We start from the raw sequence: 22,811 nt of genomic DNA, 5'->3' as shown, positions 1-22,811 counted from the left end.
CGAACGTGCCAGTCCACTCACCGCGTAACCAACCTTCCAACGGCTCGATCACCGACTGATAGGAGGCATACAGCGCCTTAACCTGCTCCCTGGAAACGTTGGGGTAAAAGCTCACCCGATACGGCTGGCCGCGAGTGCATTCGGTGACTTCAAGAATGCCGCTGGGGCCGATGGTTTTATGAATCGGCTCGCCGAGCGGACCACCGTTGGGATCGACCTTTTGCAGCATCACCGGCGTATTGCCGATGGGCACAAATCTCGCGCTCTGGAACATATGCACCAGGGTCAGCGAACCGCTGGCTGGGCACATCGCGACGGTGCTGCTGGGAAGGATGGAGCGGTGGATGGGCGCTACAAGCGTCACCTCATCGCCGACCTTGAACACCTGTTCGACGTCCAGCGCCGAGAAGCTCCAGAAGCTTTCGGCCCACTCCTCGTAGTTATTCAGGCAGCGCCTGAAATCGCTGAAGACGGTCTCGGCATTCGGTGCCTTGGGGTCGAGCCCGGCAATGGAGAACAGGCCAATCTGGGCGATCATTTGAGGAATCAAAAGATCACCCCGTTGTGCAGGGTGTGAAGAGGTAGAAACATCGGCGGTCCCTCGCGCTGTGTGATCAGGCGAGAGACTTTGCAGAGGTTCTTAAGCGCGGGGAGTAGAGGTTATCTGGCGGCCAGGTAGGAGGTTTCGGCGAAGGCTGTGCGGGATCAAACTTCCGGCAAGGTCGACCCACCATCCACCACCACCGTTTGCCCGGTGATGTAGGTGGCCAGGTCCGAGGCGAGAAACACCATCGCTCCGGCGATATCGGCGGCACTGCCCAGACGTCCCAGCGGCACGCGACTGGCAATGCTGTTATTGAGTTGATCGTCCCCGAGGTTGCCCATGGCCGGTGTTGCAATCATCCCCGGCTCAACCCCGTTGACCCGTACGTTCAGCCCCGCCAACTCCAGGGCCGCGTTGCGAATGAAACCATTGACCGCTGCCTTGGACGCCGCGTAATGACTCAGGCCGGGGTAGGCCACGCGTGGGCCGGTGACGGAGGAGGTCACCAGCACACAACCCTGACCCTGACGGCGGAACATTGGCAGCGCCGCCTGGGTCAGCCAGAACAACGCCGAAAGATTCACCGCCAAGGTGCGCTCGAGGATGGCCGGGGTGATGTCGGCAAAGGCGGTCAACGGAAAATACCCAGCGTTGTGAATCAGGATATCCAACCGTCCAAGTCGCTGTTCCAGCGCCTGAACACCGTCGAGCACCGCTGTAGCGTCCGCAAGGTCAACGCAAACGGCCTCAACCAGACAGCCGCGCTCGCACAACTCATCTGCCAATCCCCGGGCCAACGGCAGTTGCAAGTCGGCAATCACCACCCGCGCGCCGCGCAAGGCGAAGGCTTCGACGATCCCGCGGCCAATGCCCTGGGCGCCGCCGGTCACCAATACGACTTGCCCACTGAAATCCAGGTCATTGGCCATCGGGCTGCTCCAGTCGGGTAAACGCCAGGGTCGGCACATCGACGATGCTTGACCCGCCGTCAGCCACCAACGTCGCGCCGGTGATGATCGAAGCGTCCGCTGAGGCCAGGAAGCGACAGACCCTGGCGATCTCATCGGCACTGGCCGGCCGGCGCAACGGCACGTCGGCGCAGACCCGATCATAGGCCTGCTGCAGCGTCTCGCCATAAGCGTCCATCAACGGCTGCATTTCCTGGTCGGCCATGGGCGTGCGCACCCAGCCCGGGCACACCGCGTTGACCCGCACGCCGTGGGGGCCGTAATCCCTGGCCAGGGATCGATTGAGCCCCAGCAACGCGTGCTTGGCGGTGGTGTAGCCGCAGACTTGCGGGCCCGCCGCGAGTGAAGCAATGGAGCCGATCAGCACGATATTCCCGGCACTTTCCATCAACAGTGGCAGGCAGGCCCGCGCGCTATAGAAGGCACTGTCGAGGTTACTGCGCAGGGCGGCTTCCCAGGTGTGCGGGCTGGTTTGGGTGGCACTGCCCAGCCAGTGACCACCGGCACAGGCCAGCAACACATCGAGTCGACCGTAGCGCTGGCGGATCTGCGTGATAAACCCGTCCCAGGTGTCGGGGCAGGCCGCATCGCCCACCAGAATCAGGCCGCCGGTTTCATCGGCCACCTGTTCCAGCGGTTCGCGGCGACGGCCGATCAGCACCAGTTGCGCGCCTTGGTCCGCGTGCAACCGGGCGCAGGCGGCGCCGATGCCGGTGCCGGCACCGGTGATCACCACCGTGCGCGGTTCAGGCATCGGAATGCTCCGTACGGTTGAGCACTTGGCAGTAGGAGCTGATGGGGAAATTCGACAGTGCATCGAAGGACGACCCGGCATAGCCGAAGATCTTGCCGTCGCTGCGGTGCTGTTGCAGGTCGATCAGCACCAGGCCGAGGGTGGGGATGATCTTTTCGCGCCAGACAAACAGGTACAGCTCATCGGCAATCTTGTAGTAATGGCAGCGGTCGGTGTCGCACAGGCCTTGCTCGACACCCTTGAGGCACTGCCAGGCGTAGAACTGGTCGTTGAGGTAGATGTGCTCGTAGACCTCGCTCGGGCTGTAGCGGTATTGGTTGCGCAGGCCTACCAGTTCGCCCGTCGGCGCGTGTGGGCATTGGCCTTCCTGCCATAGACGGTCGAGGCTGCCGTGGAGGAAATCCACGTCCACCGAGGTCAGCGGCTTGCCGGTCAGGGCGCGGCTGTAGAGGCCTTCGGCGGTTTCTGCCTGGGTGGGCAGGCGGCCGATGACGGCGGTGAATGAGGTGCTGGTGGTGTCGAGCACCAGGCTGATGGACCAGCTCTGAGCGTTTTCGTGCTTGATGAAATCCACCAGGTACAGGCCTGGGCGGATCGACGTGGCGCGATAGGGCGCTGTGCCGGTGGAATGACCGTCAGCGGCGCGCCAGGACAGGGTTTGGTGCTCGAAACGATGCTCGATCTGCCAGCCGTTGGCGAAGTGCAGGGTGAAGGTTTTGCCGTTCAGGTCCGCGAGGTTAGGCAGGATGAAGGCTTGGGGGACAAAGCCGTCGGCGAGGGCGCCTACGGTGATCCAGTCGGATTGGCTAGTCATGGCAGGCCTCCACTCAAACGACGGCAAAGTAATGTTTGACGAAACTCTCACTGACCACTTCCCACAACACCGGCGTGCCCTTGGTCACGAACCAGCTGTCACCGGCCTTGTAGCGTGCGCTTTTGCCGGTGGCCTCATCCGTCAGCACCACTTCGCCGGTCACCACCGTGGCTTGTTCGGCGAACGGATAGACCATCCTGAACTTGCCTTGGGTGGTGCCGAAGTAGGCACTGCTGATGGGGTCGGTCGGGGCACCAAAGGTCATCTTGCCGAAGGCTCTGACTTCGCCTTCGAGAATCTCTGAGCCGAGATCGGCCACGGTGCCCCAGGCGTCGAGTTCCGACAGTTGGATGTCTTTTTTGAGGGTGGTGACGGTCATGGCAGTTGCTCCTGATGAGAAAAAATTAACGGCGCCCGTTCCAGTAGCCGGACAACTGGTGCCATGACTTGCCGGCAGTCAGCAGCAGCGGGCGGATGGCATCTTTGCCGATGATGGTCGGGCGATGGATCGAGCTGATCAGGTCATACCGCGCCGACCCTTCGCTCATGCCTTCGGCCAGCACCTTGCAGATGATGTGGCTGGGGGTGACGCCAAAACCTGAATAGCCCTGGACGAAAAACGCGTTGCTGCGCCCCGGCAAGGTGCCGATCTGTGGGAACAGGTTCGGGCTGCAAGCCATCGGACCGCCCCAGGCGAGGTCGATTTTCACGTCCTTGAGGTAGGGGAAAATCTTCAGCATCAGGTGGCGGTTCCACGCCTTGAGGTCGCCGGGGATGTGTTCCACCAGCGGCGTCGCGGCCCCGAACAACAGGCGGTTTTCGTTGGTGACCCGGTAGTAGTCGATCACCGGGCGAATATCGCTGTAGGCCCCACGAATCGGGCTGATGCGGTTGATCAACTCTTCGCTCAACGGCTCGGTCATCATCTGGAAGGCGTAGGTGTTGATGGTCGAGCGGTGCAGCTCCGGCTCCAGTTTGTTGAGGAAGCTGTCACAGGCCCACAGCAGCTTGCTGGCCTTGACCGAGCCGCGACCGGTACGCACGGTAATGCGCTCGCCATAGCTGACTTCCAGGGCCGGGCTGTTCTCGAAAATTCGCACGCCATGACCGGCCAGGGCCGTGGCCTCGCCGAGCAGCAGGTTCAGCGAATGCACGTGACCGCCGCCCATGTGCAACAGCGCACTGCTGTAGGCGCTGGAACCGATGATCTGCTTGACGTCGGAGCCGCCGAGAAAGCGAATCTCGTGTTTGCTGTTGATGGATTTGAAGTCTTTTTCCCAGGCTTGCAGGGTCTTTTCCTGGCGGGTGTTAAAGCCCATGTAGCCATAGCCGTGGCAGAAGTCGGCATCGATGTTGTACTTGGCGATGCGGTCTTTGATGATGTCGGCACCCAGGTCGCTGATCTCGAACACCTGGCGCAGCCCATCTTCGCCGACGTCTTTCTTGATCTTTTCCAGGTCATGACCAATCCCAGCCATGATCTGCCCGCCATTGCGCCCGGTGCCGCCGAACCCCAGGTAACGCGCTTCCAGCACCACAATGTTAGTGATGCCTTTTTCGGCGAGTTCAAGGGCGGTGTTGATACCGGAAAAACCGCCGCCAATCACCACGACATCGGCCTCCACATCCTGTTCCAGGGTCGGGAAACTGAGGTTGTACTTCTTGGTGGCCGTGTAATAGGTAGGCGTTTCAATAGTGATCATGGCGCAGCCTGAGAAAGTGAAGGAAGGCTCTAAAGCGGATGCCTCCATTAGGGGCCCTGGCGGGGTGGAAGTCTTGATTCTCCGTGCCGGGGCTTTTGATTCAGCGCGCCAGCCGAGGCTTTCGACCCACAAGTTATAGCGCGGCCAGAGGGCCGAGATGTTAGAGTTTCGTTAAATTATTAACTAAATCTATCGTGACCCTGATCCCTATGCTCAAACCTCGACAATCCCTGACCTTGACCCTGTTACAGGCCCGTGAAGCGGCCATGAGTTTTTTTCGTCCTTCGCTCAATGAGCATGGCCTGACCGAACAGCAATGGCGGGTGATCCGCATCCTCAGCCAATATGACGAGCTGGAGATTTACCAGCTGGCGGAACTGGCCTGCATTCTCAAACCGAGCATGACCGGCGTGCTGGTACGCATGGAGGCGGCGGGGATGATTCACCGGCGCAAGGCCGAGCAGGACCAGCGGCGGGTGTTGGTGACCTTGGCGGAGAAGGGCAATGTGATGTTTGAGTCCATGAGCCAGTGCATGGAGGGGAACTACCAGCGGTTGCAGGATCAGTTGGGGGAGGAGAAGTTGCAGACGTTGTTGGGGTTGTTGGATGAGCTGAAAAACATCAAGCGCTGAGGCGATTAGCAGATCAAAGGTGGGAGCGGGCTTGTGTGGGAGCGGGCTTGCTCGCGAAGGCGGTGTATCAGTCAATACTTCTGGGACTGACTCACCGCCTTCGCGAGCAAGCCCGCTCCCACATTTGATCTTTGTTGTTCGATAGAGTCAGTACACGCCACCGGTGCTGGCCGGTGCCGCTGTACCCTTGAATTTCCCGGCCAGTGCCTGCAACCCGCGCATCAACACCGTGGTATCCACGCCCACCGCCACAAACGTCGCGCCCAGCTCGATATAGCGTCGGGCAAGCGTCTCGTCGGCACTCAGAATCCCGGCGCCTTTGCCGGCTTTGCAAATCCGCAAGATGGCGTCTTCAATGGCCGCCTGCACCTCTGGATGCCCCGGATTCCCGCGATGGCCCATGGATGCACTCAAATCCGCCGGCCCGATAAACACCCCATCCACACCCTCGACGGCCGCAATCGCATCCAGGTTGGCCAAGCCTTCACGGCTCTCGATCTGCACCAACAGGCACATCTGCGCATCAGCCTGGTCCAGGTAATCGGGAATAGTATTCCAGCGCGAAGCCCGAGCCAAAGCGCTGCCCACGCCACGTATGCCCTGGGGCGGATAGTGAATCGCGCGCACCAGCTCCCGCGCCTGTGCAGCGTTTTCAACCATTGGCACCAGCACCGTTTGCACGCCGATATCCAGCGCTTGCTTGATCAACGCGGTATCGCCGATCACCGGTCGGATGATGGCTTCGCTTGCATAGGGTGCAATCGCCTGCAACTGGCCGAGCATGCTGCGAAGATCATTGGGGGCATGTTCGCCGTCGATCAACAGCCAGTCGAAACCGGCGTTGGCGGCCAGTTCTGCACAGTAGGTGTCAGCCAGGCCGAGCCACAGGCCGATCTGCACTTCGCCGCTGTTCAGGCGTTGCTTGAAGCGATTCACAGGCATGTCCATGAAACAGTCCTCCAGGAGTCAGACGAAGCGGCAGGAGATGGAGCCCAGCATGTCGTAGTCGACATGGAAGGTGTCGCCAGGACTGGCCGCCACCGGACGGGTAAACGAGCCACCGAGAATGATTTGTCCCGGTAGCAGCGTGACGTCATAAGGCGCCAGTTTGTTCGCCAGCCATGCCACTCCCTTGGCCGGGTGATTGAGCACGGCCGCCGAAACCCCTGACTCTTCGATCACGCCGTTGCGGTACAGCACCGCCGGGACCTTGCGCAGGTCGATCTCGGTGGGGCGCACCGCACGGCCGCCCATGACCACGCCGGCGTTGGCGGCGTTGTCGGAAATGGTGTCGAACACCTTGCGGGTGGCGTTGGTCTGCGGGTCGATCTGCTGGATTCTCGCGTCGATGATTTCCAGCGCCGGGATCACCCATTCGGTGGCGTCGAGCACGTCGAAGATCGTGCAGTTCGGGCCCTTGAGCGGTTTGCCGAGGATGAACGCCAGTTCCACTTCCACCCGCGGCACGATAAACCGCTGGAAGGGAATATCGGTGCCTTCATCGAAGAACATGTCATCGAGCAGGGCGCCGTAATCCGGTTCGCTGATGTTGGACGACACTTGCATCGCCCGGGATGTCAGGCCGATCTTGTGGCCGACTAACTTGCGCCCGTCCTTGATCTTCTGGGCGACCCAGGCGCGCTGGATGGCGTAGGCGTCCTCGATCGTGATGTCGGGGTAGTCGAGGGAAAACTGGCGCACTTGCTCCCGGGCGCGTTCGGCCCGGTCAAGGTGGGCAGCAGCTTGCAGGATTTGCTGGGGATCGAGCATGACGAAGGTCTCTAGTTTGGATTGACGATGGCGGCATGGGTGCGCAGCACCAGCAAGCCTCCGAGGGCGATCAGCAGCGCCAGCACATACAACGCCAGGCTCGCGCTCTGGGTGGCGTCGCGCATCCAGCCGATCAAGTAAGGGGCGAGGAAGGCGGCCACACTGCCGAAGGAGCTGATCATCGCGATACCGGCGGCTTGGGTACTGTTGGAGAGAAAGGCCGGCGGCAGCTGCCAGAACATCGGCAGCGCGGCACTGGCACCCATGCCGGCCACCACCAGGCCGCCCATCACCAGCAGCGGATTGCTCGGTGCCAGGCCAGCCACGGCGATACCGGCGGCGGCCATCAGCAGCGGCACGCACAGGTGCCAGCGGCGCTCGCGATGGCGGTCCGAAGAGCGTCCGCAACCGATCATGAAGAAACACCCGGCCAGGTAGGGCACGGCGCTCAACAGGCCAACCTGGCTGTCCCGGCCGACGCCGGCACCGTGGATCAAGGTCGGCATCCAGAACGCCAGGGTGTTGACGGCGAGCATCACCGCAAAATAAATCGCCACCAGTAGCCAGACCTGCGGGTCGCGCACGATGCCGGCAAAGGAGGTGATGGACTTGCGCTGTTCCTCGCTGTTCAGTTGCGCGTGCAGTTGTTGCTTCTGCGCCGTGGTCAGCCAGTTCACGCTTTCAAAGTTGTCCGGCAGGCACTTGAGCACCACCAGGCCCAGCAGTACCACGGGCGCGCCTTCGATCAGGAACATCCACTGCCAGCCGCGCAGGGCGCCGACGGCATGGAAGTTTTCCAGGATTGCACCGGACAACGGTCCGCCGATCACCCCTGCCATGGGCACGGCAATGGCGAACAGCGCCGTGACCTGGGCGCGACGACGGGCCGGGTACCAGCGGTTGAGAAACACCAGGATCCCGGGAAAGAAGCCGGCTTCGGCGACGCCCAACAGGAAGCGCAGGACGTAGAACCCTGTGGAGCTTTCGACCCACATCATGCTGGTGGACAAGATGCCCCAGACCACCATCAGGCAGGCGATCCAGCGCCGTGGCCCGACCCGGTCCAGGGCGATGTTGCTGGGCACGCCGAACAAGGCGTAGGCAATAAAAAACAGCCCGGCACCGAAGCCGTAGACCGTGTCGCTGAAGTGCAGGTCGCTGCTCATCTGCATCTTGGCGAAACCGATGTTGATCCGGTCCAGATGGGCGAACAGGTAGCAGATAAGCAACAAGGGCATCAGGCGCCAGGTCACCGTACTGTGGGTGCGATCGTGCTCGGCCAGGGCGAGGCTGGCGGTAGTCTTGGCTGTGCTCATGGTGTTGTACTTTTTGTTTGAGAGGCCATGGGGGAGGCGGCGTGGGTCAGCCCGCCTGGTTCTTCAAGAAGGCATGTACGTTGTTCTGTTTGAAGTTGAGCTCGGGATGCAGCTCGATCATCTCGAACGACAACGCCAGCAGCCGTTGTGCCTGGAGCTCGGCGAAGTGTTCGGTGATTACCTGAAACAGCGCGTCGGCGACGGCCTTGCGCGTCGCCAGGTCGCGGCCGTGGCCGACCTTGAGGGTCATGTGGGCGAAGGCGTAGTCGTGCTTGCCGTCGGCCATGCGCCAGGTGTCCAGCCGCACACCGCGACTGCGGATGCCGCCCAGGGGAAACACGCCGCTGTCGCCCAGAACGCTGTGGACCTTTTCGAACAGGGCGGGCAGGTTGGCCTGTTGTTCGATGTTGTCGGTGTATTCGACGATGAAGTGCGGCATGGGAGTGTCTCCTGCGGTGGGGAGTTGATTTTTTGTGCAGAGCGGCTTTTTGTGGCGAGCGGGCTTGCCCGCGTTGGGCTGCGCAGCGGCCCTGACATCTGCCTTCTCGATCTAACTGAAGAAACTCAGCGATCCTGTTAGGGCTGCTGCGCAGCCCAACGCGGGCAAGCCCGCTCGCCACAAAAAGCTCTTCGTCACAAGGTAATCATTGATCTTGAAAACGGCTCAGAGCGGGAAAATCGCGTTGATCTGCCCCGTACCCGAGCTGCCAAACGGTTCGGTAATAATCTCGGCCGGCTGGTTGTATTCAGGCCCGCCAAGCAACCCAAGCAGCATCGCCGTGTCGTGCATCTTGCCCTCGCCAAAGCAGTGCTCGGCGTAGTCCGGCAGCATCGCGCAGAACTCCTTGAAGCGGCCTTGCTTCCACATCTCCACCACGTGCAGATCCACCTGTTTGTCGAATTCGCGGGTCCAGTTGTGGATGTTGGCTTCGGCTTCGCGGTCGTCGGAGAAACGGTGAGACAACGAGCCTGAGGCCAGCACCAACACCTTGCGGTCGCTCTTCTCGATGGCCCGGCGCACGGCGGCACCGAAGGCAAAGCTGTCTTCCAGGCGATGCCAGGCGCACCAGGCGGCGATGGAGATGACATTGAATTTCTGCTCGTCGGGCACATCCATGTGCATGTAGCGCATGGGCACCAGGGTCCCGTACTCCAGCTCCAGGCTCGGGATGTTGTGGGCCATGCTGCGCACGCCGGCCAGGTTGGCTTCGGCGGCAATCAGTTCGCCCAGCTCAGGGCAGCCTGGGTACTCGTATTCCATGTTCTTGATGAAATGCGGCAGCTCGTTGCTGGTGTAGATGCCCTTGAAATGCTCGCCACAGTTGACGTGATACCCGCTGTTGACCAGCCAGTGCACATCGAATACCACCGCCGTATCGGCCCCGAGTTCGCGGGCGCGACGGCCGATTTCCTTATGTCCGGCAATCGCCGCGGCGCGGCAACCGTGGTGCTTGCCGGGCAGTTCCGACAGGTACATCGAAGGCACGTGACAGATCTTCGCGGCCAGGACGACTTCGCCCATGATGATTCTCCTGAATACTTATTCTTGTTGGAGTGGGGACCTCGGCAGCTACACGCCCCAACGCGGAATGTGATGGCTGCCCATGGAGATACACACGTTCTTGATCTCGGCAAACACTTCAAAACTGTACTGACCGCCTTCGCGGCCCGTCCCGGAACCTTTCACACCGCCGAACGGCTGACGCAGGTCACGCACGTTCTGGCTGTTGATAAACACCATGCCGGCCTCGATGCCACGGGCCAGGCGATGGGCCTTACCGATGTCCTGGGTCCAGATATAGGACGCCAGGCCGTATTCGGTGTCATTGGCCAGTTGCAATGCTTCGGCTTCATCCTTGAACGGGATCAGGCACACCACCGGCCCGAAGATTTCTTCCTGGGCAATGCGCATCTTGTTGTTTACATCGGCAAACACCGTCGGCTGAATGAATTGGCCGCGAGTCAGATGCGCCGGCAGGTTCGCCGGACGCTCCAGGCCACCCGCCAGCAGGGTGGCGCCTTCTTCGATACCGATCTTGATGTAGCCGGTGACTTTGTCATAGTGGGCCTGGGTGATCATCGAGCCGACTTGGGTCTTGGGGTCTTGCGGATCACCGACGATCAGGCGCTTGGCGCGGGCGGCAAATTCGGCGATGAACTGCGGGTAGACGCTTTCCTGAATGAAAATCCGGCTGCCGGCGGTGCAACGTTCGCCGTTCAGCGAAAAGATCGTGAACAGCGCCGCGTCGAGGGCTCGTTCCAGGTCGGCGTCTTCGAAAATCAGCACCGGCGATTTGCCGCCCAGTTCCATCGAGTACTTTTTCAGGCCGGCGGTCTGCATGATCTTCTTGCCGGTGGCGGTGCCGCCGGTGAAGGAAATCGCCCGCACATCGGGATGGCGAACCAGGGCATCACCTGCAGTGGCGCCATAGCCCTGGATCACGTTGAGCACGCCATTGGGAATCCCGGCTTCCACCGCCAGGCGCCCCAGTTCATTGGCCGTCAGCGGCGACAGCTCCGACATCTTCAGTACGGCGGTATTGCCCAAGGCCAGGCACGGTGCGGTTTTCCAGGTGGCGGTCATGAACGGTACGTTCCAGGGCGACACCAGGGCGCAAACGCCGACGGGCTGATACAGGGTGTAGTTGAGCATCTGGTCGTCCACCGGATAGCTGTGGCCATCCATGCGGGTGCAGACTTCAGCGAAGAAATCGAAATTGTGTGAGGCCCGTGGAATCAACACGTTCTTGGTCTGATGGATCGGCAGGCCGGTGTCCAGGGTTTCCAGTTCGGCCAGGTGCGGTACGTTCTGCTCGATCAATTCACCGAGCTTGCGCATCAGCCGCGCCCGCTCCTTGGCCGGGGTGTTGGCCCACTTCGGAAAGGCCTCCTTGGCTGCCGCGACTGCCTGGGCGACTTCCTCGGCGCCGCCGCTGGCGACTTCACCGATAGCCTCGCCGGTGGCCGGGTTGTAGTTGACGAACACATCTTTGCTTTCGACCTCGCGGCCGTTGATCCAGTGTTTGATCATCTTGCTCAAGCCTCTTTTCGCACGGAGAAGAACTCCGTTTCGCTGACAATTCGATTGACCAGGCGGCCTACGCCTTCCACTTCCACAATCACTTCATCCCCGGGCACCACATCGGCCAGGCCTTCCGGCGTGCCGGTGGCGATCATGTCGCCGGGTTGCAGGGTCATGAAGCTGGACAGGTATTCGATCAGGTAGGGGATGTCGAAAATCATGTCCCGGGTGCTGCCTTCCTGGCGCAGTTCGCCGTTGATCCAGGTGCGCAGTTTCAGGTTGCTTGGGTCGGGCACGTCCGACACATCAACGATCCACGGGCCGACCGGCGTCGTGGCGTCGCGGTTCTTCACACGAAGGTTGGGGCGGTAGTAATTTTCCAGGTAGTCGCGGATCGCGTAGTCGTTGCACACCGTGTAGCCGGCGAGGTAATCCAGGGCGTCTTCACGTTTGACGTTGCGCGCCGGTTTGCCGATGACCGCCACCAGTTCGCACTCGTAGTGCATGTAGGCGACGTTATCCGGGCGCCAGGTGGTCTGGTGGTGGCCGGTGTAAGTGCCCGGCGACTTTATGAACGCCAGCGGCTCGGTGGGCGGCTTGAAGGCCAGCTCGGCGGCGTGGTCGGCGTAGTTCAGACCCAGGGCGAACATGCTGCCGGTGGCCGGGGGCAGCCACTCGACCTGGTCTTCGGCCAGCAGGCGACCATCGTTCAGGCGTACGGCGTGATTGGCGTCGACAAGGACTTGGTGGACGGCGCCTTCAAAGCGAATACGGGCGTGTTTCATGACAACTCCTCGGCCTTGATGTGGTTGACCAGACGACCCAGGCCGCTGATCTCGACTTCAACGGTGTCGCCGGGCTGCACATCCACTCGGCCTTCGGGCGTCCCGGTGATCAGCACATCGCCTTCGTGCAGGGTCATGAACTCGCTGATCTCGGCGATCAGTTGAGGAATATCCCGCACCCAGTTGGCGGTGGAGTTTTGCTGGCGCAGTTCGCCGTTGACGAACAGTTTCAGGCTCAGTTGATTGGGGTTGGTAACCTGCTCGCGGCTCACCAACTCAGGGCCCAGCGCACAGAAACCGTCCCGGCATTTGGCTTTTACGGCCGGGCGGTAGTAGCTGTCTTCCGGCAGGCTGAACTCATTGACGATGGTGTAGCCGGCCACATGTGCCATGGCATTTTGCGCGCTGACCCGGCTGGCACTCTTGCCGATCACGACCCCCAGCGCAGGGCCGGGTTGCAGGCGTTCGCCCTGAGGATGAACCACCACGCCGTCATGGCCATTGCGGGTATTGGGCGTCTTGATGAACAGCACCGGCTTGACCGGAGGCTTCTGGTACGGCGCCTGTTGGAAGGCGGCGAGATGTTGTTCCAGCAACCCCTGGTAGTTCAGCGCAACGCCGAACAGGGTGCCGTTGGCAACATCATGCAGGATACGGCTCATGGGTTTCTCCTGGCGGTGGCGACTGCTCCATAGGCAGTTCGTTAATGTATTAACGTTATAATTAATATGTTAACTACCGTCAAGCGTGGCAAAATCTCTGGCACCCAAAAACAACAATGAGCACACCGTGAAGCCGATCCCCAATATCAACATCGGGCAGGTCTACGATCAGCGCTACAGCGATGCCGATGTGCATTACGACAAGCTGGGCAACCTGGCGGGTTTTTTCGGCCGCAACATGCCGGTGCACCGGCATGATCGGTTTTTCCAGGTGCATTACGTGAAGAGCGGCGCGGTGCGGGTGTATCTGGATGACCAGCAGTACCTTGAGTCGGGGCCGATGTTTTTTCTCACACCGCCGACGGTGGCCCATGCCTTTGTCACGGAGGCAGATGCGGACGGGCATGTACTGACGGTGCGCCAGCAGTTGGTGTGGGGGTTGATCGATGCCGATCCCAGCCTTGCACCGGGCCCGCAATTGTCGGCGGCGTGTGTGGCGTTGGCGCCGCGGTTTCAGGCTGATGCCGAGCGGCTTGAATGGTTGTTCGAGGCGCTGTACAGGGAGATCAATAGCTGCGGGCCGGGAAGGGCGGCGGCGTTGGAGAGTTTGACGCGGTTGATCATGGTGGGGTTGCTCAGGCTGTGTGCCAATTCATTGGAGGCGCGGCCGGCGCGGCATGAGGATTTACGGATTTTTCATCGGTTTAATGAGTTGATCGAGGATCACTACCTGCAGCATTGGCCGTTGTCGCGGTATGCGCAGGGTGTGGGGGTGACGGAGGCGCGGCTGAATGAGGTTTGCCGGCGGATTGCAGATTTGCCGTCGAAGCGGTTGGTGCTGGAGCGGGTGATGCAGGAGGCGAAGCGGTTGTTGCTGTTTACGGGCGGCTCGGCCAATGAAATCTGTTACCAGTTGGGGTTTAAGGACCCGGGGTATTTCAGTCGGTTTTTTCAGCGGTACGCCGGGATGACGCCGGGGGAGTATCGCGTGCGGCAGGCTGGGGGCTTTTGACGGGGCGGCTACCCGGCCGCCACAAACCAGTTCCCACTGACGATCAAGGTGCCAGAACCGTGATCAGTTGATCGACATTCCCCTCCAGTTCCCCCACCGGGTCGATCCCATCAGTGCCCAACACCAGCAACTGCGAGCCCCCTGCACTGACCGCCGCTTTCACCGTGTCGCTGGGCTGGCGATGATGTATCACGACCACCACGTCGTTCTCCTTCAAGTCGGCACTCAACTGCTGCAGCGCTTTGGCCGTCCACTCCGAATCTGGCCGCGTATCAACACTGACCAACTCCAGGTTCAGGCCACTGACCAGATAACCCAAATGATCACTCAAACTGACCACGCTCAAATTATCTGCCTTGGCCAGCCGCGCCTCGCTGTCAGCAGTGAGTTTGAGCAGACGCTGCTTGAGACTTGCCAGGTTGGCGTCGATCTGAGGCTTGGCGCCAGGCGCGAGGCGGCTCAGGTCCGCGGCCATCACATCCGCCATGCGTCCCATATTGTTGCTCGCTTGCCACGGCTGGCTATTCAGCCCATCGACTGAGCCTGGCTGCACCGCGATTCCCGGCAAACCTCCATCCACCGGGCGCGCAGCGTCGACTTCAACGATACGGATATTGCTGCGTCGGGCGACCGGATACAGCGGGTCATCCGGCCATAACGAACGCAGGCCGATGGCGGCGTCGGCGTCCAGTGCCAGGGTGTGCAGGGCCGTAGCCCCGCGCCCGGTGAAGTAGGCCGTTTGCCGCGACCCGGGCAAATTGGCCGGTGCCGCGCGCTCAAGGGTGATATCGGTACCGTTGAGCAACACGTGCGCCAAGCCGTAGGTAATCGGCAGGGCGGCCAGGACTTTCACCGGTTTGATCACCTTGCTGGTGCTCTGCTGGGGGTTGAGCCCCTCGGCAGCAAGAAGAGGCGTTGTGATCAGACAGGCGAAGGCCAGGGTCAGTGAACGTAGAACTGGGTGCATTATCCGAGATTCCCTTTCAGGCTGGGGACCGTGCCGCGCGCGATGGCGGCGAGGGCGAAGGCGATACCGGCAACCAGAATGATCGCGGCACCGGACGGGATGGGCAGGTCGAAGATGATCGGCAGCAAAATCCCGCACAGGGTGCTGACGGTAGCGATCACCACCGAGATCCAGAAAAACCCTTTGAGAGACTGGCTCAGCAGGCGCGCAGCCGCTGCAGGAATCACCAGCAGCGCACCCACCAGTATCGCGCCGATGACCTTGACCGCCGCCACGGTGATCAATGTCACCAGGATCACAAACAGATAATCCAGGGTCTTCACCGCCACCCCGCGCACCGCGGCCAGTTGCGGGTTGAAGCTGGCCAGCATGATGCGGTTGTACAACGGCAAGGCCAGGGCCATCACCAGGGAACCGACAATCGCCAGCACCAGCAGGTCATTGCCGTTGACCGTCAAGACCGAGCCAAACAGTACGTTCTCCAAAATGTGTACGTTGATCTTGCCTGCGAGGATCAACAGCAGGCTCGCCCCCAGGGCCAGGGAAACCGACAGGAACACACCGATCAAGGTATCTGGCGCCAGGCCCGTGCGGTTGCGCAGGTAATTGAGCAGGATGCCGAACAGCAGGCAGTAGCCGAACAGGCTGCCATAGGGCCCGGTATAGGGTTCCCCCAGCAGGATGCCCACGGCCACGCCGGTCAACGCCGCGTGGCCGACGGCTTCGGAGAAGAACGCAAAGCGCTTGACCACCACCAGGGTGCCCAGGCCACCCAGTACCGGGCCGATCAACAGCCCGGCCAACAATGCGTTGACCACAAAACCATAAGCCAGGGCTTCCGGCAGATACCCGGAAGACGCCCAACCCTGGACCATCAAGCGAAAGGCTTCGTAGCTCATAAGGCCGGGCTCCGTGGGTGGGTGGAGAACAAAGTCAGCAAGCGATCTGGCGTCAGCGCTTCTTTCGGTGTGGCGTCGAACAGCACACGGCGGTTCAGGCCGGTGACGCGGTCAGCCAGGCGGCCGACGGCTTCCAGGTCATGCTCGATCCACAGCACGGTGATCCCGGCTTGGCGCCAGTCGCTCAGCAGCCGTTCGAACACCTGAATGCCGGCCTCGTCGAGGGCCGACATCGGTTCGTCCAGCACAAGTAGTTTCGGCGCTGGGATCAGTCCCTGGGCCAATAGCACCCGCTGGCGTTCACCGCCGGAGAGTGCGCCCATGCGCCGTTTGCGTTTGTCCTGCATGCCTACTCGTTCCAGCGCCTCGCCGATGGCTTCGGCGTAATGCCGGGACAGACCGAGGAAGGCCGGGCGGCGCTGGCACATGGCGGCCATGAAATCGTCGACGGTCATCGGCAGGCCCCGGTCAAATTCCAGGGCCTGGGGCACATAACCGATGGTGCCGGGCGCGTCCGGCCAGTGCAGGCTCAGTTGCCCCTGGTGTGGCGTTTGCCCCAACAGAGTTTTGATCAGCGAGCTTTTGCCACCACCGTTGGGCCCGACCAGTGCGTGAATGCTGCCCGGTGCCACCTGAAAACTCACGGCATCAAGGATCACGGTACGACCGAGGGTCAGTGAGACGGTGCTGAATTCCAGGGTCGGACCAACGCTGGCCACCTGCAGGTGCTGCGCTGCCGTCATGCCCCTGACTCCTGAATCGCCCGGACCACGGTATTGAGGTTGCCGGTCATTTCCACTTCGTACTTTTCAGCGCTGTAGTCGCCATAGGAAATATGCGACAGCGGGTACAGCTTGACCCCGGATTCGCGCTGGATGGTGTCGACGTAGCTGGACGGGAAGTCCATCTCCGAGAAGATTACTTTCACGTCCAGTTCCCGCAGTTGATCGATGGTTTTCTTCAACTGGCTGGGGCTCGGCTCGATACCATGAGCCGGTTCCACCACGGCAGTGACTTCAAGGCCGAATTCGCGCAGCAAGTAGTCGTAGGCGGCGTGCACGGTGGCAACCCGAAGGTCGGCATTCGGTGCGCTGGTCAGCTTGGCCAGGGCGTCTGCGCGCAGCTGGCGCAGGCGTTTGCCGTAGGCGCGGGCGTTCTGGGTGTAAGCCTTGGCGTTGTCCGGGTCGAGCTTGCCCAGCTCCCGGGCGATGTTGTTGACCTGGGCAATCGACGCGCTGATGGACAGGAAAGTGTGAGGGTTGACCACCTTGCCGGCACCGCGTGCGGCGTTGCCGGTGGCGGCCAGCAGCGGCACGTTGGCGTTGGCTTCGATCACCTTGATGTCCGGGCGCTCGCTGGTGGCGATCATGCGGTCGGCGAAATCATCGTGGCCGACACCATTGAGCACGATCACGTCCAGTGTACCGATGCGCTTGATGTCTTCGGCGCGGGGCTCATAGGCGTGGGGGTTGAAGCCGGCCGGAATCAGCGGCACCACCTCGGCCTTGTCGCCAACAATATTGCTCACGTAGCTGTAATAGGGATGCAGGGTGATGCCGATGCGCAGGCGTTTGCCTTGCTCTGCACTGGCAAGTGGGGCCAGCAGTAAGGTGAACAAGCCCACCAGCAGCAGGCGTAGTAATGGCGATGAAATAGACATGGTCTGCTCTCGGATACCGCGTGAATTCAGTGACGATGTTGGCGCGTGACGCCGGCATCGAATTGCGCGACCACCTGCTGCCAGCCGGCGTCGATCAGGGCCTGGTCAGTGAGGTCAGAGGGGGCTTGGAGGTCGGTGCGACGGTTGAGCCAGATATCCGGCTCGGTGCCGCTGATACGCATCAACAGCGAGCCACTGACCTGCGGCGTCTGGCTCAAGCCCAGGTAGGCAGGCGGCTCCAGCAACTGCCAGCGATGGTCGCCACGGCTCACCGAGCTGGCGTCCTGGGCGAAGGGCGCAAAGCCTTCTTCGGCCAGGTGTGCTGGCGTGGGGAGAGCACTGTGTTCCTGTTGCAGCAGGTGGATTTCATCCAGGGTCACCCACAGATCGGCATAGATGCCTTGCTCGGCGGCACTCAGGTCGCGGCGGGCATCCAGTTGCTGGCTGGGCACGGCGGCCACTTCATGGCTTTCGCCACGCAACGCCACCACCGTTCCAGCCACCGCAAGGATGATCAGGCACAACAGCAACACGAAGAGGGTTTCGTGCCCGGCACCGGCCGGGCGGACTACTTGGGTAGTGCGACTCATGGCGCCTGGATATCCGCTTGGTCGATCTCGACAACGTGGCCGGGGCCGGCATCAAACAGCACGTAGAACTCGGCGGCGGGTTTCTTGAAGGTCAAGGTGGAGTCCTCTCCCAGCTTGCCGGGTACCAGGATGGTTTCGTCGTAGCCAATCACGTCGAGGGTCACACCGGGCGCGCCGCTGCCGTCGGAAAAACCGCCGGTGCACTTGATCTGCTCGCCGGCAATTTCCTTGCATTCGCACATCGGGTTATGGGCCAGGGCAACGCCACTGAAACCGGCGCAGAGCAGCAGCGCGCCACAGGTGCGGATCAGGCGCAAAAAGGTCATGGTTTGACTCCTCGTTTATTCAGCCAGGCGATGGTTGCAGGCGAGGCCTGGCTCAAGGGAATGGAAGCCTGGTGCATGGCGCCGTCCCAGCCTTCCATGGTGATCCACAGTTCGGCATCGGCCGGGGTACGTTCCGGAATCGGCAGCACGGCACCCATGCGGTACGGCGTGCCGAAGAAGATCACCCCGGCGGCGCGCAGGCTGCGGGGTTTGCCGATGCGCAGGTAGGTGGCCTTGACCTGATCACCACAGGCGGCGCACAGGGCGGCGTTGAAGGCTTTCATATAGCCCGCGGGGTCGGGTCGTGGGGCTTCATTGCGCAGCTCGGCCAATTTCAGGCTCCAGGGGCCGACCTGCACCTCGCCAATCTCCCGTTCGCCCAGCCCGCTGTCACCGCGAAACAGGGCCGCGTCGGCAAAGTACTTGGGCATGAACCCCAGGGGCACTAGCAACAGCAGGATATTGATGTGGAAGCGCCATTTGAGCCAAAGAGCCCGTAGCGGCGAAGGCGGTGCAGCGGCAGTCACCTTGCTCATCGGTTGCCCTCCAGGGTGTCGGCCTGCAGGACCGGAATCGAGTGCGGTGCAGTCTTGGCGCTGCGTTTGAGCGCATGCAGGGTGGCCAGGGCCGTGCGTTTGCTCCAGATCAGCAGGCCGCTCAAGACCATCATGCTCAGCACCAGGCCGAAGAAGAACCAGATCAGCTTGATCCAGATCCCGCCAAAATCACCGGTGTGCAGTGGGCGCATGGATTCGGTGACGAACTCCAGACCCGAGCGATCCGAGAGCAGGTGGGAGGCCGCGATTTCGCCGTTGTAGGGGTTGATTTCAGCGGTCTGGAACATCAGCGGGTACCAGCCGCGTCCGCCAATGCGCAGGTGGCTGTAAGCGGTGCTTGGCAGGCTGATGAAACTGGCTTCCAGCCCTGGAATGCGTTGGGTGGCGATGCTGATGGCGTCGTCCAGGGGGATCATCGGCGAGGGCACGCCAGGGCTGGACATCGGCACTTTGTCCCGGGTGATCACCGGCACGATGGGCTCGCTGGAGATGGTGATCTGGTTGTCGAACAGGATCGCCTGGATCAGGAACCAGGTGCCGGTGATGGAAATCACCGCAATAAACCAGATCGACCAGATGCCGCTCAACCGGTGGAAGTCGCCCCAGAAGATCCGGGCCCCATGTTTGATGCGCAAGGTCGGCTTGAAGAAGCCTTTCCAGAAACGCTTGTAGACCACAAGCCCGGTGACCAGCGAAGCCAAGAGCGGCAAGCCCAACAATGACACCAGGTACCAGCCCCAGCTGTAGCCGTTGGTGAACGGCACCAGCCACCAGCCATGCAAGGCTCGGGTGAACGCCTTGAAGTTGAAGGATGGGCTGATGCCCTGGATCACTCCGGTGTACGGGTTGACGTAGACCTCCAGCGAGCGTCCGTCGGGGTAACTGAGGTCGACACTCAGGGCGAAGTGCGATTCGTCCGGGCGGCTGAGGGATTCGACGATTACTTGGGGTTCGGCGCGCTTGATGGCGGTGATCACCTGGTCATAGCTGAGCAGTTCGGCGTCGTCCGAGGGCTTGCTGGCGCGCACATCGGGGTTGGCCAACCAGACGATTTCCTGGCTGACCACCGCCAGGGTCCCGGTGACGCAGACGATCAGTACAAAGAACCAGATGGGTAACGCCAGCCAGCTGTGAACGAGAAACCAGATTTTCGAGCGTGACTTCTTCGACATGTGAATGAGGGTCTTGATCGGAGGGGCAGTGCGGGCCCGGGAAAGGCCGGTCGTAGCTTTTGCTGACGCGATCGGCTGTATTCAAGTTAAGACGGATGAGCCGTGCAAAACCCTAAGCCGTATATGAAAGCAAATGTTTCAGATTGGCATTCATCGAACACGAAACATGTTTTGAGCTATCACCGTGCCGGAATTGATGAGGCCTGGGCGCTGCCTATGATGGAGCCATACCGTTAAGCGAGCGCCCTGATGACGAGTGCCAGAACCCTCTATGACAAACACATCGATTCCCACACCACCTACCTCAATCAAGGACAAAACCCGCGCGCCGAAGGGCGCGTTTTGGGAGCGGGCGCTGCTGGAGTGGTGCAAGCTGCACAGTGACGATGACGCGGTGTTCGACCGTCAGGCCGGTCGAGTGATCTCTTTTTCCGACACGATGATCTTGTTGACCAGGCCGTAGTCCCGCGCTTCCTCTGCACTGAGCCAGAAGTCGCGCTCGGTGTCGGCACTGATTTTTTCTGCCGTTTGGCCGGTGGCTTGAGCGAAGATATTGTCCAGGCGCTTCTTCATTTTGACAATTTCCTTCATGTAGATCTCGATATTGCTTGCCGGCCCCTGGATGCCGCCTGACGGTTGATGGAGCAGGAACCGTGTGTTGGGCAACGAGTAGCGATTTTCTTTTTTCGCCGCTGCGTAGATCAGTGCACCCGCGCTCGCGACGCTGCCCGAGCCGATCATGACGACGGGAGGCGAAATGAAGCGAATGGCGTCGAAGATCATGTCGCCCGACTCAACATGGCCGCCCGGCGAGTTGATGAAGACGTAGATAGGGTCTTCGTTGATGGACGCAAGGATATGCAGTTGTTGCACGACGTCCTTGGCCATGCGCTCATCGACCACGCCGGTGATGAAAACCTTGCGGGCCTTGATCGCATATTCCATCAACTTGGCGCTGACGGCGTCTTGTGGTGCCTTGTCTTCCTGTTCTTTTTCGTCGTTGTTCATAACGTCTCCGGGAGTGGTCAAAAAATCCATTTTCGGCATGCCACTTCATGATTCATGCCTTTTCGCCCACGGCATACGGCCGACTCCTGAGCATTAACCTGTGGGGGACTGTAGGCGTAGTTGTGTAGAAGTCAAAGGTCTTGGCGTGAGTCGCGCTGGTCAACCGCGGCAGCATCGATGGGCGTTCAGCACAGGAATTTCAAGGCTTCGTCCAGGAGCAACTCGGGGGCCTCTTCAGCAACGTAATGGCCGGACGGCAGAGCCTTGCCCCGTACGTTGGTTGCCACTTGCTGCCATTCCTTGAGCGGATCGAAGCAGTGTCCGATGGTGCCGTCGGCGCCCCACAGCACTAGGAGCGGCAGGTTCAGGTGATTGCCGGCGGCGATGTCGGCGCGATCGTGCTCAAGGTCGATACCCGCCGAAGCGCGGTAGTCTTCGCAAACACCTTGGGCGGCCCCTGGCAGTTTCAGGCAGCGCAGGTACTCGGCGAAGGCTTCGTCGGTAAAGGGCTTGAGGCCAGCGCTACGGCTACCCATGACACTGCGCAGGTAGAGCTCGGGGTTGGCCTCGATCAAGCTTTCCGGCAATGGCGCCGGGCGGATCAGGAAGAACCAGTGCCAGTAGGCGCGGGCGAAGGCTTCGTCGGTCTGTGCGTACATCGCCAGCGTCGGCGCGATGTCCAGCAGCACCATGCGTTGTACGGCCTCGGGATGGTCCAGGGCCAGGCGATGGGCAACCCGGGCGCCACGGTCATGGGCCAGGATCGAGAACTCATCGAAGCCCAGGGCTTGCATCAACGCAACACCGTCACGGGCCATTTCCCGTTTCGAGTAATTCGTATGATGGTCGCTGGTCGGCGGCTTGCTGCTGTCGCCGTAGCCGCGCAGGTCGGCGGCGACCACCGTGAAGTGTTCGGCCAACTGTTCGGCGATCTTGTGCCAGATGACATGGGTCTGCGGATGCCCGTGCAGCAGGAGCAGGCCGGGACCTGTGCCACCTTGGCGGTAGCTGATGTCCACGCCGTTGACGTGGCGCTGGTCTTTTTGGAAACCGGCAAACATGGAATGACTCCTTGTGATGAGTACCTGCATCCTGAAATCACAGGGCGCCCGGGGCAAGGGGGAAAGCGTGGTGGGGCGGTTCATGAAGTGTGTTGAAGGGGCCAGGCCCCTTCAACTTAGAGGTTCAACCTTGTTTGAACAGGTCTGCGGCCCGCTGCCGAATTTGTTCTTCTGTCAGTTCCTCCTTGCGCGTTGCCAGGAACCACACGTGCCCGAACGGGTCTTTCAACGTTCCTGAGCGGTCGCCATAAAACTGATCCTTTGGTTCTGACACGGCGATGCCCCCGGCCTGGATGGCCTGGGCGAACTGCTTGTCGACGTCCTGTACATACAGATGCAGGCACACGCTGGGATGTTCTTTTCCCGGGCTGCCGAAGGACATTTCACCGCAAGGCGAAGCCATCATGATCGCCGAATCACCAATGCGCAGTTCGGCGTGGCCGATCTTGCCGTCGGGCATGTCCAGGCGCATCACTTCCGTGGCGTCGAAGGCTTTCTTGTAGAACTCGATGGCTTCGGCGGCTTTGTCGATTCCCAGATAGGGCGTGATGCTGTGGTAGCCCTCGGGGATGGGTTTAACGCTCATTTC

General features: G+C 61.1%; 26 protein-coding genes and 1 pseudogene. 2 read left to right on the top strand and 25 right to left on the bottom strand.

Annotation, left to right across the window (positions count from 1 at the left end):
* The 6 genes and pseudogenes from J7E41_RS26000 to J7E41_RS25975 all read right to left on the bottom strand — a co-directional run.
* Positions 1 to 538 (bottom strand): annotated as a pseudogene (locus J7E41_RS26000) (type IV secretion protein Rhs); the annotation flags it as partial.
* Positions 539 to 705: 167 nt separating this feature from the next.
* Positions 706 to 1,473: an SDR family oxidoreductase gene (locus J7E41_RS25995; RefSeq protein WP_214997125.1), complete on the bottom strand. Its 768-nt coding sequence runs from the start codon at positions 1,471 to 1,473 to the stop codon at positions 706 to 708.
* Positions 1,463 to 2,266, bottom strand: coding sequence for an SDR family NAD(P)-dependent oxidoreductase (locus tag J7E41_RS25990; RefSeq protein ID WP_214997124.1), 804 nt, complete (start codon positions 2,264 to 2,266; stop codon positions 1,463 to 1,465). Before J7E41_RS25990 ends, J7E41_RS25995 begins: the two co-directional genes overlap by 11 nt.
* Positions 2,259 to 3,080 (bottom strand): molybdenum cofactor biosynthesis F family protein, encoded by an 822-nt coding sequence (locus J7E41_RS25985; protein ID WP_214997123.1) that lies wholly within the window; start codon positions 3,078 to 3,080, stop codon positions 2,259 to 2,261. The genes J7E41_RS25990 and J7E41_RS25985 overlap by 8 nt, the downstream gene beginning before the upstream one ends.
* A 13-nt stretch (positions 3,081 to 3,093) precedes the next feature.
* On the bottom strand, positions 3,094 to 3,459 hold the full coding sequence (locus J7E41_RS25980; protein ID WP_214997122.1) for a cupin domain-containing protein: 366 nt from the start codon (positions 3,457 to 3,459) through the stop codon (positions 3,094 to 3,096).
* Between the two features lie 25 nt (positions 3,460 to 3,484).
* Positions 3,485 to 4,783, bottom strand: a complete 1,299-nt coding sequence (locus J7E41_RS25975; RefSeq protein ID WP_214997121.1) for an NAD(P)/FAD-dependent oxidoreductase — start codon at positions 4,781 to 4,783, stop codon at positions 3,485 to 3,487.
* A gap of 209 nt (positions 4,784 to 4,992) precedes the next feature.
* Between J7E41_RS25975 and hpaR the strand changes: the two genes are divergently transcribed.
* A complete protein-coding gene (hpaR, locus tag J7E41_RS25970; RefSeq protein ID WP_169357863.1) occupies positions 4,993 to 5,415 on the top strand; it encodes a homoprotocatechuate degradation operon regulator HpaR in 423 nt (140 codons plus the stop codon).
* 147 nt (positions 5,416 to 5,562) lie between these two features.
* On the opposite strand, the gene hpaI is transcribed toward hpaR, so the two are convergent.
* The 8 genes from hpaI to J7E41_RS25930 all read right to left on the bottom strand — a co-directional run bounded on the left by hpaI (position 5,563) and on the right by J7E41_RS25930 (position 12,970).
* The gene (gene hpaI, locus J7E41_RS25965) at positions 5,563 to 6,363 is read right to left on the bottom strand and encodes a 4-hydroxy-2-oxoheptanedioate aldolase (RefSeq protein WP_214997120.1); all 801 of its coding nucleotides are present in this window, start codon (positions 6,361 to 6,363) and stop codon (positions 5,563 to 5,565) included.
* Positions 6,364 to 6,381: 18 nt separating this feature from the next.
* Positions 6,382 to 7,185 carry a 2-oxo-hept-4-ene-1,7-dioate hydratase gene (gene hpaH, locus J7E41_RS25960; RefSeq protein WP_214997119.1) on the bottom strand — a complete coding sequence of 268 codons (804 nt, stop codon included), beginning with the start codon at positions 7,183 to 7,185 and terminating at the stop codon, positions 6,382 to 6,384.
* Positions 7,186 to 7,196: 11 nt separating this feature from the next.
* The gene (locus J7E41_RS25955) at positions 7,197 to 8,501 is read right to left on the bottom strand and encodes an MFS transporter (protein WP_214997118.1); all 1,305 of its coding nucleotides are present in this window, start codon (positions 8,499 to 8,501) and stop codon (positions 7,197 to 7,199) included.
* A 46-nt stretch (positions 8,502 to 8,547) separates the two neighbouring features.
* Complete coding sequence (locus J7E41_RS25950) at positions 8,548 to 8,940, bottom strand: 5-carboxymethyl-2-hydroxymuconate Delta-isomerase (RefSeq protein WP_214997117.1); 393 nt, start codon at positions 8,938 to 8,940, stop codon at positions 8,548 to 8,550.
* Between the two features lie 225 nt (positions 8,941 to 9,165).
* On the bottom strand, positions 9,166 to 10,023 hold the full coding sequence (hpaD, locus tag J7E41_RS25945) for a 3,4-dihydroxyphenylacetate 2,3-dioxygenase (RefSeq protein WP_214997116.1): 858 nt from the start codon (positions 10,021 to 10,023) through the stop codon (positions 9,166 to 9,168).
* A 48-nt stretch (positions 10,024 to 10,071) separates the two neighbouring features.
* Complete coding sequence (hpaE, locus tag J7E41_RS25940; protein WP_214997115.1) at positions 10,072 to 11,532, bottom strand: 5-carboxymethyl-2-hydroxymuconate semialdehyde dehydrogenase; 1,461 nt, start codon at positions 11,530 to 11,532, stop codon at positions 10,072 to 10,074.
* A gap of 5 nt (positions 11,533 to 11,537) precedes the next feature.
* Positions 11,538 to 12,308 (bottom strand): fumarylacetoacetate hydrolase family protein, encoded by a 771-nt coding sequence (locus tag J7E41_RS25935; protein ID WP_214997114.1) that lies wholly within the window; start codon positions 12,306 to 12,308, stop codon positions 11,538 to 11,540.
* Positions 12,305 to 12,970 (bottom strand): fumarylacetoacetate hydrolase family protein, encoded by a 666-nt coding sequence (locus J7E41_RS25930; protein WP_214997113.1) that lies wholly within the window; start codon positions 12,968 to 12,970, stop codon positions 12,305 to 12,307. Before J7E41_RS25930 ends, J7E41_RS25935 begins: the two co-directional genes overlap by 4 nt.
* A 127-nt stretch (positions 12,971 to 13,097) precedes the next feature.
* Here J7E41_RS25930 and hpaA point away from each other — a divergent pair, with 127 nt between their 5' ends.
* A complete protein-coding gene (gene hpaA, locus J7E41_RS25925) occupies positions 13,098 to 13,982 on the top strand; it encodes a 4-hydroxyphenylacetate catabolism regulatory protein HpaA (RefSeq protein ID WP_214997112.1) in 885 nt (294 codons plus the stop codon).
* 43 nt (positions 13,983 to 14,025) lie between these two features.
* On the opposite strand, the gene J7E41_RS25920 is transcribed toward hpaA, so the two are convergent.
* From J7E41_RS25920 to J7E41_RS25870, 11 genes are all read right to left on the bottom strand, one after another.
* Positions 14,026 to 14,949 (bottom strand): metal ABC transporter solute-binding protein, Zn/Mn family, encoded by a 924-nt coding sequence (locus tag J7E41_RS25920; RefSeq protein WP_214997111.1) that lies wholly within the window; start codon positions 14,947 to 14,949, stop codon positions 14,026 to 14,028.
* Positions 14,949 to 15,848, bottom strand: a complete 900-nt coding sequence (locus J7E41_RS25915) for a metal ABC transporter permease (RefSeq protein ID WP_029300631.1) — start codon at positions 15,846 to 15,848, stop codon at positions 14,949 to 14,951. The genes J7E41_RS25920 and J7E41_RS25915 overlap by 1 nt, the downstream gene beginning before the upstream one ends.
* Positions 15,845 to 16,591, bottom strand: coding sequence for a metal ABC transporter ATP-binding protein (locus tag J7E41_RS25910; protein ID WP_214997110.1), 747 nt, complete (start codon positions 16,589 to 16,591; stop codon positions 15,845 to 15,847). The genes J7E41_RS25915 and J7E41_RS25910 overlap by 4 nt, the downstream gene beginning before the upstream one ends.
* Positions 16,588 to 17,508, bottom strand: coding sequence for a metal ABC transporter substrate-binding protein (locus J7E41_RS25905; RefSeq protein WP_214997109.1), 921 nt, complete (start codon positions 17,506 to 17,508; stop codon positions 16,588 to 16,590). Before J7E41_RS25905 ends, J7E41_RS25910 begins: the two co-directional genes overlap by 4 nt.
* A 26-nt stretch (positions 17,509 to 17,534) precedes the next feature.
* On the bottom strand, positions 17,535 to 18,098 hold the full coding sequence (locus J7E41_RS25900) for a DUF6162 family protein (RefSeq protein ID WP_214997108.1): 564 nt from the start codon (positions 18,096 to 18,098) through the stop codon (positions 17,535 to 17,537).
* Positions 18,095 to 18,424 (bottom strand): hypothetical protein, encoded by a 330-nt coding sequence (locus J7E41_RS25895; protein WP_214997107.1) that lies wholly within the window; start codon positions 18,422 to 18,424, stop codon positions 18,095 to 18,097. Before J7E41_RS25895 ends, J7E41_RS25900 begins: the two co-directional genes overlap by 4 nt.
* On the bottom strand, positions 18,421 to 18,960 hold the full coding sequence (locus tag J7E41_RS25890; RefSeq protein ID WP_214997106.1) for a thiamine pyrophosphate-binding protein: 540 nt from the start codon (positions 18,958 to 18,960) through the stop codon (positions 18,421 to 18,423). The genes J7E41_RS25895 and J7E41_RS25890 overlap by 4 nt, the downstream gene beginning before the upstream one ends.
* Positions 18,957 to 20,153, bottom strand: a complete 1,197-nt coding sequence (locus J7E41_RS25885) for a PepSY-associated TM helix domain-containing protein (RefSeq protein ID WP_214997105.1) — start codon at positions 20,151 to 20,153, stop codon at positions 18,957 to 18,959. Before J7E41_RS25885 ends, J7E41_RS25890 begins: the two co-directional genes overlap by 4 nt.
* A 405-nt stretch (positions 20,154 to 20,558) precedes the next feature.
* Positions 20,559 to 21,161, bottom strand: a complete 603-nt coding sequence (locus J7E41_RS25880; protein WP_214997104.1) for an ATP-dependent Clp protease proteolytic subunit — start codon at positions 21,159 to 21,161, stop codon at positions 20,559 to 20,561.
* 185 nt (positions 21,162 to 21,346) lie between these two features.
* Positions 21,347 to 22,222 carry an alpha/beta fold hydrolase gene (locus J7E41_RS25875; protein ID WP_214997103.1) on the bottom strand — a complete coding sequence of 292 codons (876 nt, stop codon included), beginning with the start codon at positions 22,220 to 22,222 and terminating at the stop codon, positions 21,347 to 21,349.
* 124 nt (positions 22,223 to 22,346) lie between these two features.
* A complete protein-coding gene (locus tag J7E41_RS25870; protein WP_214997102.1) occupies positions 22,347 to 22,808 on the bottom strand; it encodes a VOC family protein in 462 nt (153 codons plus the stop codon).
* Positions 22,809 to 22,811: the final 3 nt, after the last annotated feature.

This window comes from Pseudomonas fluorescens (genome assembly GCF_018614655.1).
Classification (GTDB): domain Bacteria; phylum Pseudomonadota; class Gammaproteobacteria; order Pseudomonadales; family Pseudomonadaceae; genus Aquipseudomonas; species Aquipseudomonas fluorescens_BX.
The sequence above is the reverse complement of the archived record's forward strand: the minus strand, read 5'-3'. Positions and strand labels throughout refer to the sequence as shown.

Coding starts and splice junctions, on each gene's coding strand:
- J7E41_RS25995 (WP_214997125.1), bottom strand. CDS start 1,473: ATGGCCAATGACCTGGATTTCAGTGGGCAAGTCGTATTGGTGACCGGC.
- J7E41_RS25990 (WP_214997124.1), bottom strand. CDS start 2,266: ATGCCTGAACCGCGCACGGTGGTGATCACCGGTGCCGGCACCGGCATC.
- J7E41_RS25985 (WP_214997123.1), bottom strand. CDS start 3,080: ATGACTAGCCAATCCGACTGGATCACCGTAGGCGCCCTCGCCGACGGC.
- J7E41_RS25980 (WP_214997122.1), bottom strand. CDS start 3,459: ATGACCGTCACCACCCTCAAAAAAGACATCCAACTGTCGGAACTCGAC.
- J7E41_RS25975 (WP_214997121.1), bottom strand. CDS start 4,783: ATGATCACTATTGAAACGCCTACCTATTACACGGCCACCAAGAAGTAC.
- hpaR (WP_169357863.1), top strand. CDS start 4,993: ATGCTCAAACCTCGACAATCCCTGACCTTGACCCTGTTACAGGCCCGT.
- hpaI (WP_214997120.1), bottom strand. CDS start 6,363: ATGGACATGCCTGTGAATCGCTTCAAGCAACGCCTGAACAGCGGCGAA.
- hpaH (WP_214997119.1), bottom strand. CDS start 7,185: ATGCTCGATCCCCAGCAAATCCTGCAAGCTGCTGCCCACCTTGACCGG.
- J7E41_RS25955 (WP_214997118.1), bottom strand. CDS start 8,501: ATGAGCACAGCCAAGACTACCGCCAGCCTCGCCCTGGCCGAGCACGAT.
- J7E41_RS25950 (WP_214997117.1), bottom strand. CDS start 8,940: ATGCCGCACTTCATCGTCGAATACACCGACAACATCGAACAACAGGCC.
- hpaD (WP_214997116.1), bottom strand. CDS start 10,023: ATGGGCGAAGTCGTCCTGGCCGCGAAGATCTGTCACGTGCCTTCGATG.
- hpaE (WP_214997115.1), bottom strand. CDS start 11,532: ATGATCAAACACTGGATCAACGGCCGCGAGGTCGAAAGCAAAGATGTG.
- J7E41_RS25935 (WP_214997114.1), bottom strand. CDS start 12,308: ATGAAACACGCCCGTATTCGCTTTGAAGGCGCCGTCCACCAAGTCCTT.
- J7E41_RS25930 (WP_214997113.1), bottom strand. CDS start 12,970: ATGAGCCGTATCCTGCATGATGTTGCCAACGGCACCCTGTTCGGCGTT.
- J7E41_RS25920 (WP_214997111.1), bottom strand. CDS start 14,949: ATGCACCCAGTTCTACGTTCACTGACCCTGGCCTTCGCCTGTCTGATC.
- J7E41_RS25915 (WP_029300631.1), bottom strand. CDS start 15,848: ATGAGCTACGAAGCCTTTCGCTTGATGGTCCAGGGTTGGGCGTCTTCC.
- J7E41_RS25910 (WP_214997110.1), bottom strand. CDS start 16,591: ATGACGGCAGCGCAGCACCTGCAGGTGGCCAGCGTTGGTCCGACCCTG.
- J7E41_RS25905 (WP_214997109.1), bottom strand. CDS start 17,508: ATGTCTATTTCATCGCCATTACTACGCCTGCTGCTGGTGGGCTTGTTC.
- J7E41_RS25900 (WP_214997108.1), bottom strand. CDS start 18,098: ATGAGTCGCACTACCCAAGTAGTCCGCCCGGCCGGTGCCGGGCACGAA.
- J7E41_RS25895 (WP_214997107.1), bottom strand. CDS start 18,424: ATGACCTTTTTGCGCCTGATCCGCACCTGTGGCGCGCTGCTGCTCTGC.
- J7E41_RS25890 (WP_214997106.1), bottom strand. CDS start 18,960: ATGAGCAAGGTGACTGCCGCTGCACCGCCTTCGCCGCTACGGGCTCTT.
- J7E41_RS25885 (WP_214997105.1), bottom strand. CDS start 20,153: ATGTCGAAGAAGTCACGCTCGAAAATCTGGTTTCTCGTTCACAGCTGG.
- J7E41_RS25880 (WP_214997104.1), bottom strand. CDS start 21,161: ATGAACAACGACGAAAAAGAACAGGAAGACAAGGCACCACAAGACGCC.
- J7E41_RS25875 (WP_214997103.1), bottom strand. CDS start 22,222: ATGTTTGCCGGTTTCCAAAAAGACCAGCGCCACGTCAACGGCGTGGAC.
- J7E41_RS25870 (WP_214997102.1), bottom strand. CDS start 22,808: ATGAGCGTTAAACCCATCCCCGAGGGCTACCACAGCATCACGCCCTAT.